Below are 7,157 nucleotides of genomic sequence, written 5' to 3' on the forward strand. Positions count from 1 at the left end.
CGTGATCACCGTCCCGCTGGCGGCCGGCGTACTGGCCTTCGCCGGGGTCGTCGTCTCGCCGGCCGTCGGAGCAGTGCTGATGTCGATCTCGACGATCGTGGTCGCGCTCAACGCCCAGCTGCTCCGCCGCCTCGACCTCTCACCCCGACGCCTCGCCGCCTAGCCCGTCCAGCGTCACCGCCACCAGGCGCGCTTTCGATCGTACGGCGCCTGCGGCGTTGAGGGCATGTACGGCGTACGTCGCGCCCGGTTGCGCATCGTGTCGAGCAGCTTGGGCGGCGGGACGGGTTCCGGATCAGTTGGCGGCCCGCCTGGCTTTCCGGAAGGAATCCGTCACGGAGCGACGATTTCCTTCCGGAAAGGCGAGGTCTACGCGGCAGGCAGCCGGCCGAGGAGACGTTGCATGGTAGCGATCTCGGTGGATTGGGCTGTCTGGATCTTCTTGGCGAGGGTTATCGCGGCAGCGTCCTTGCCGTTGGCCTGTTCGGTTTTGGACATGGTGATCGCGCCCTGGTGGTGCTTGATCATCATCGTGGTCCACATCCGGTCGTACATGCTGCCGGTGGCCTTGGACAGGTCGTCCATCTCCTGTGGGCTCATCATGCCGGTCATCGTGTGACCGCTGTGCATGCCGGGCGTCGGTACCGGCTTGCCCCACGTGGTCAGCCAGCCGGAGAGTTGCTCGATCTCCGGTGCCTGCGCGGCCTTGATCGCGGTCGCGAGGCTCTTCACCTGCGCGGTCGTTGCCTGCCGCAACGCCGAGTCGGCCATTTCGACGGCCTGCTGATGATGCGGGATCAGCTGCGTCGCGAACATCACGTCCGCGTCGTTGAACCCGGCAACGGGCGTGGAGGCCGGCGCGGTCGGCGTACTCGGCGTACTCGAGGGACTCGAGGTACTGCCGGTGTCCGAGCCGCAGGCGGAGATGCCGAGGACGGCGGCGAGAAGGGCGGCCGAGGCCGCGGTCGTACGGTAGACGTGCGTCATCACATTCCTTGGTGTGTTGGCGATTGCTGGGTACGGCGGAACGAGGCGCACGTCGGCCTATATCCGCAGTACACCCAACGACGGCACCGACAACCGCGGCGGGGACCGCTGACCCAACGCTCGGGTGCGTCCGTCGACGGGTACGCCGACGGCACGCCACACGAGCAGACTGCGCAGCCCGAGCAGCAAGGCGAGCAGCAGTACCAGCCCGGTCAGCACCGCAAGACACACGTCACCCATCCCTGCCATCTCGTCACCGGCGCCAACCTGCACGCTGGTGGCACCCGCGTGGGGGGTGTTGCGATGGGTGTCACGGCCGGGGCGGCGTACTGCATCGGCATCGCCTGGGGGAGCATGGCGGCGTCGTGGTGTGAGGTCAGGCCGTGCATCGCGAACACCCCGGTGAGCACGGTGAGTACGGCGAGGGGGCGAGGCGGTCGCGCTCCGCAGTCGTGTGCGCGTCCGGCCATCGCGGCAACAGTACAGACCTGGGCGATCTGCACAGTGACTACGCGCTGGGTGTGCAGACTGGACAATGAAGTAGGCCGCCAGCCGACGTACGTTCGGTGAAATCCCAGAGCTGGAGGTCCCACCATGGCCGGTTCTTCTGTTGGTGCTGACGACTACGCGCTCGCCCGGGTCCCGGAGCATGCGCGCTACTCGTGGTGGTCCGTCGCGACCCAGCGGTTCGGGCAGATCTCGGCGCTCAGCCAGTTCCTGCTCGGTGCGACGCTCGGGTTCGGGATGAGCTTCTGGCACGCGTTCTGGGCGCTGACGCTCGGCGCGGTGATCCTCGAGCTGGTGGCGATCCTGATCGGCGTGATCGGCGCCCGCGAAGGGTTGCAGACGTCGGTGATCGCGCGCTGGACCGGGTTCGGCCAGGCGGGGTCGTCGCTGATCGGGCTGGCGATCGGGATCAGCCTGATCGGGTGGTTCGGGATCCAGTCCGCGGTGTCCGCGGCCGGCCTGAGCCAGTTGATCGGCGTACTCCCGACCTGGGGCTGGTCGCTGGTCTTCGGGCTCGCGGTCACGCTCGTCGTACTGCGCGGCTTCCATTCGATGGCCTGGGTCGCGTACGTGACCGTCCCGGCGTTCCTGCTGCTGGTCGGCTGGTCGATCATCAGTGAGCTGTCCGACCACAGCCTCGGCTCGCTGGTCAGGTCGGCGCCGCCGGGTCCGCACCTGAGCCTGCTGGCCGGTACGACGCTGGTCGCCGGCGGGTTCATCGTCGGCGCGGTGATCACGCCGGACATGACCCGCTACAACCGCAGCGTCGGCGACGTGGTCAAGCAGACGGTGCTGGGCATCACGCTCGGCGAGTACGTGATCGGGCTGGTCGGCGTACTGCTCGCGCATGCCGTTGGTTCGGCCAACGTGATCACGATCGTCACCTCGTCGGTCGGCTGGGTCGGCACGCTGGTGATCATCCTCGGCACGATCAAGATCAACGACTGGAACCTGTACAGCTCCGGCCTCGGCGTCGTGAACTTCATCGGCACCGTCTTCGGCCGGCGGGTCAACCGGGCCGTGGTCACGCTGGTCGTCGGTGTGCTCGGCAGTGTGCTCGCGGCCGGTGGGATCCTGGACAAGTTCACCGAGTTCCTGATCGTGCTCGGGGTCGCGTTCCCGCCGATCGCCGGGATCATGGTCGCGGAGTACTTCGTGGTGAAGCGCTGGCGCCCCGACCTGGAGGCGACCCGGGCCGAGGGCACGCTGCCGGCGACCGCGCCGACCTGGGTACCGGCGACGATCGTGATCTGGGTCGGCGCCGCGCTGATCGGCAAGTACGTCACCGTGGGTCTGCCGAGCATCAACTCGCTGCTGGTCGGATTCCTCGCGTACGTCGTCGCCGGCAAACTCGGCCTGATCCGCGGCCTCGGCACCAGCCACACCATGAACCCAGAACCCACCACCGGCGTCAACGCCGTACCTGCAACCAACTGATCCGTCCAACGGGAGGAAATGGAATGCGTATCGGTATCGATGTCGGGGGTACGAATACCGACGCCGTGCTGCTCGACGGGACCGCCGTGCTGGCGGCGAACAAGTCCGCGACCAGTGCGGACGTGACGGCCGGCATCATCGACACCCTGGACCGGCTGCAGGCGGAGCGATCGTTCGACCCGGCGCAGGTGCAGGCCGTGATGATCGGCACCACGCACTTCATCAACGCGCTGGTCGAGGCCCGCCGGCTGGCTCCGACCGCGGCGCTGCGGCTCGGGCTCCCGGCGACGGCGTCCCTGCCCCCGCTGGTCGACTGGCCGGAGCGGCTGGTCGAGGCGATCAGCGGGCGCAGCTACCTGGCGCACGGCGGGCACGAGTTCGACGGCCGGCACATCGCGGAGCTGGACGAGGACGAACTGCGCCGGCACGCCGCGGACATGCAGCAGCACGGCGTCCGGTCGGTGGCGATCTCGTCGGTGTTCTCGCCGGTGAGCAACGAGTTCGAGCTGCGCGCCGCCGAGATCCTGCGCGCCGAGCTCGGCGACGACGTGGCGATCTCGCTGTCCCACGAGATCGGCCGGATCGGCCTGCTGGAACGCGAGAACGCGACCATCATCAACGCCGCGCTCCGCGAACTCGCCGCGAGCATCGTCGACGGCCTGTCCGGCGCGGTCGCCGGCCACGGCATCTCCGCGCCGCTGTACCTGAGCCAGAACGACGGCACGCTGATGGACGTCGACTTCGCCCGCCGGTACCCGGTCGCCACGTTCGCGTCCGGCCCGACGAACTCGATGCGCGGTGCCGCCCTGCTGTCCGGGCTCGACACCTGCGCGGTGGTCGACGTCGGCGGTACGACGAGCGACGTCGGCGTACTCACGCACGGCTTCCCGCGGGAGGCGACGACCGAGGTCGACGTGGCCGGCGTCCGGACGAACTTCCGGATGCCCGACGTACTCAGCATCGGGATCGGCGGCGGCAGTTTGGTGGCCGACGGCAACGGTCAGGTGACGGTCGGCCCGCGGTCGGTGGGTTACCGGCTGACCGAGGAGGCGCTGGTCTTCGGCGGCCGGACGCTGACCGCGACGGACATCGCGGTGGCGGCCGGGCGGGCCGAGGTGGGCGACACGGAGGCGGTGGCCGATCTCGATCCGACCCTGGTGAAGGCCGCGCTCGCGCGGGTCGCGGCGGATATCGCGGACGCGGTGGAGCGGATGCGTACGTCGCCGGATCCGCTGCCGGTGGTGGCGGTCGGCGGCGGGTCGATCCTGCTCCCGGACGACCTGCCCGGCAGCCTCGCCGTACACCGGCCGGAGAACTTCGCGGTCGCGAACGCGATCGGCGCCGCGATCGCGCAGGTCGGCGGTGAGGTCGATCGGGTCTACGCGGTCGACCCGGGCCGCCGCGACGCGGTCGTCGACGAGGCCCGCCAGGAGGCGGTCGACCGCGCGATTGCTGCCGGCGCCGACCCGGCGGCGGTGCGGATCGTGGACTTCGACGAGGTACCGATCCCGTACCTGCCCGGCAACGCCACCCGCATCCGCTGCAAGGCGGTCGGCGACCTGCGACTGGGGGCCGCGTCATGAGCGCCGGCAGCCCGGAGGCGGATCGCCAGGCCATCACAACGGGGCGGCAAGGCCGCCGCCCCGCGGCGCAGCCGGCGGAGACCGTGATTGTGATGGGCCCGGGATCCGGGGTGGAGTGGTTGCGATGAAACTTCGTGCTGAAGACCTGGGGGCGCTTGCCCGGGGTGCCGCCGTGCTGGGGACCGGGGGCGGTGGGGATCCGCACATCGGGCGGTTGCTGGCCCAGCAGGCGTTGAAGGAGCACGGGCCGGTGGAGATCGTTGCCGTCGGCGACCTTCCGGACGACGCCTGCGTACTGCCGGTAGCGATGATGGGCGCACCAACGGTTATGGTGGAGAAGCTGCCGTCCGCCGACCAGATCTCGGTCGCCGTGCAGACGCTGGCGAAGTACGTCGGGAAGACGCCGACCCACCTGGCCTGCATCGAGGCCGGCGGCGTGAACTCGACCGTCCCGGTGATCGCCGCCGCCCAACTCGGGCTGCCCCTGGTGGACGGCGACGGGATGGGCCGGGCGTTTCCCGAGCTGCAGATGGTGCTGCCGACGCTCGCCGGGATCGAGGCGACGCCGATGGCGATCGTCGACGAGAAGGGCAACCGCGGCGTCTTCGACACGATCACCAACGAATGGGCCGAACGCCTGGCCCGCTCGACCGCCATCGACATGGGTTGCTCGTCGATCGTGTCGCTCTACGCGATGACCGGCGCCGAGGTGCGCAGGTCGTACGTCGTCGGCACGCTCAGCAAGTGCGTCACGATCGGCCAGGCGATCGAACGGGCGCGACGCGCGCACACCGATCCGGTCTCGGCGGTCGTGGACGAGCTCGGCGGCCGTCTCCTGCACGTGGGCAAGGTCGTCGACGTACAACGCCGTACGACGACCGGCTTCGCCCGCGGTGACGCCGCCGTCGACGGGCTGGACGCCTCGCACGGACGGCTGCTGACGCTCCGCTTCCAGAACGAGCATCTGGTCGCGGAGCTCGACGGTACGGCGGTGGCGACCACGCCGGACCTGATCATCGTGCTCGACACCGAGTCCGGTGAACCGATCACCACCGAGGCGCTGCGGTACGGCCACCGGGTCAGCGTGCTCGCCGCGCCCGCCGACGAACGCTGGCACTCCCCGGAGGGCATCGAGCTGGTCGGCCCGCGGTACTTCGGCTACGACCTCGACCCGATCCGCGCCTTGGAGACCGTATGAGCTGGCAACTCGGCATCGAGCACCTGCGCGACCTCGCCCGCGGCGCGGCGATCCTCGGGACCGGCGGTGGCGGCGACCCGTTGATCGGGCGGCTGCTGGTCGAACAGGCGATCCGCGAACACGGGCCGGTGACCGTACTCGATCCGGACGAACTCGGCGACGACGCGTTCGTGATCCCGACCGCGCAGATGGGCGCGCCGACCGTGATCGTGGAGAAGATCCCGCGCGGCAGCGAACCGGTCGGCGCGCTGCGGGCGCTGGAGAAGCACCTCGGCCGCCGCGCCGACGCCACGATGCCGATCGAGTGCGGCGGCATCAACTCGATGATCCCGCTGCTGGTCGCGGCCCGGACCGGGCTGCCGGTGGTCGACGCGGACGGGATGGGCCGGGCGTTCCCGGAGCTGCAGATGGAGACGTTCTCGGTGTACGGCGTACCGGGGTCGCCGATGGCGATCGCCGGCGAGCACGACGAGACCGTGGTGATCGACACCGGTACCGACAACAAGCAGATGGAGTGGCTGGCGCGGGGGATCACGATCCGGCTGGGCGGGGTCGCGCACATCGCGGAGTATTCGATGACGGGTGCCGAGGTGAAGCGGACCGCCGTACCGCGGACGTTGTCGCTCGGGTTGTCGATCGGGCGCGCGGTGCGGGAGGCGCGGGCGGCGCACGCGGATCCGGTCGAGGCGATCCGGGAGGCGCTGGCGCCGACGCTGTACAGCCACCTCCGGGTGCTGTTCCGCGGCAAGGTGGTCGACGTGGAACGCCGTACGCTCGAGGGCTTCGCACGTGGCCGGGCTCGGTTCACGTCGTACGACGGGACGTCGCAGCTGGAGCTCCGCTTCCAGAACGAGAACCTGGTCGCGGAGGTCGACGGCGAGGTGGTGTGCACGGTGCCGGACCTGATCTGCGTCCTGGAGGCCGACACCGCGGAGCCGATCACCACCGAGGGCCTGCGCTACGGCCAACGCGTCACGGTCGTGGGCATCTCGACGCCGGACCTGATGCGTACGCCGGAAGCGCTGGCCGTCTTCGGCCCGTCGTGCTTCGGGCTGGACGTCTCGTTCAACCCGGTCGAGGACCGCGCCGAGACGCCCGCTGCCGTCTCCCACGCCCTCACCCCCTGACCCCCGGCCCGCCGCGCTGACCCCTCCACGGCGGGCCGGGGTTCCAACCCGGACGTTCCGCACTGACCAACTGTTCGGACCGGGCGGCCGCCACGCTCACGCAACCCCCGGACTGGGCCGGTTGGCGCGTTTGGTCAGTGAGGGAGGTCCGCAGTGGCAGGATCGGTGCATGACCACAGTGGTCCGCGAGCAGGACCTGGAGGCGCTGGTTGTCGGGGTTACGTTGCTCGGGTCCGGCGGTGGGGGTGACACGGGCGCGTTCGGGCGGATGTTGCGGCGGCGGCTCGGGGCGGGGGAGTTGGTACTGCGGGACGCCGT

6 protein-coding genes are annotated in these 7,157 nt (G+C 70.1%); 4 read left to right on the forward strand and 2 right to left on the reverse strand.

What is annotated here, in order from left to right; genetic code table 11:
• Positions 1-369: 369 nt before the first annotated feature.
• Entirely contained in the window at positions 370-987 is a 618-nt protein-coding gene (locus tag VFF46_RS17160; protein ID WP_325038133.1) for a DUF305 domain-containing protein, read from the reverse strand.
• Between the two features lie 57 nt (positions 988-1,044).
• Complete coding sequence (locus VFF46_RS17165; RefSeq protein ID WP_325038134.1) at positions 1,045-1,236, reverse strand: hypothetical protein; 192 nt, start codon at positions 1,234-1,236, stop codon at positions 1,045-1,047.
• 345 nt (positions 1,237-1,581) lie between these two features.
• Here VFF46_RS17165 and VFF46_RS17170 point away from each other — a divergent pair, with 345 nt between their 5' ends.
• The 4 genes from VFF46_RS17170 to VFF46_RS17185 all read left to right on the forward strand — a co-directional run bounded on the left by VFF46_RS17170 (position 1,582) and on the right by VFF46_RS17185 (position 6,839).
• Positions 1,582-2,931 (forward strand): cytosine permease, encoded by a 1,350-nt coding sequence (locus VFF46_RS17170; protein ID WP_325038135.1) that lies wholly within the window; start codon positions 1,582-1,584, stop codon positions 2,929-2,931.
• A 23-nt stretch (positions 2,932-2,954) separates the two neighbouring features.
• Complete coding sequence (locus VFF46_RS17175) at positions 2,955-4,514, forward strand: hydantoinase/oxoprolinase family protein (protein ID WP_325038136.1); 1,560 nt, start codon at positions 2,955-2,957, stop codon at positions 4,512-4,514.
• Between the two features lie 124 nt (positions 4,515-4,638).
• Positions 4,639-5,712, forward strand: a complete 1,074-nt coding sequence (locus tag VFF46_RS17180) for a DUF917 domain-containing protein (protein ID WP_325038137.1) — start codon at positions 4,639-4,641, stop codon at positions 5,710-5,712.
• Positions 5,709-6,839, forward strand: a complete 1,131-nt coding sequence (locus VFF46_RS17185; RefSeq protein WP_325038138.1) for a DUF917 domain-containing protein — start codon at positions 5,709-5,711, stop codon at positions 6,837-6,839. The genes VFF46_RS17180 and VFF46_RS17185 overlap by 4 nt, the downstream gene beginning before the upstream one ends.
• Positions 6,840-7,157: the final 318 nt, after the last annotated feature.

The organism is Kribbella sp., assembly GCF_035655035.1.
In the GTDB taxonomy this organism is placed as follows: domain Bacteria; phylum Actinomycetota; class Actinomycetes; order Propionibacteriales; family Kribbellaceae; genus Kribbella.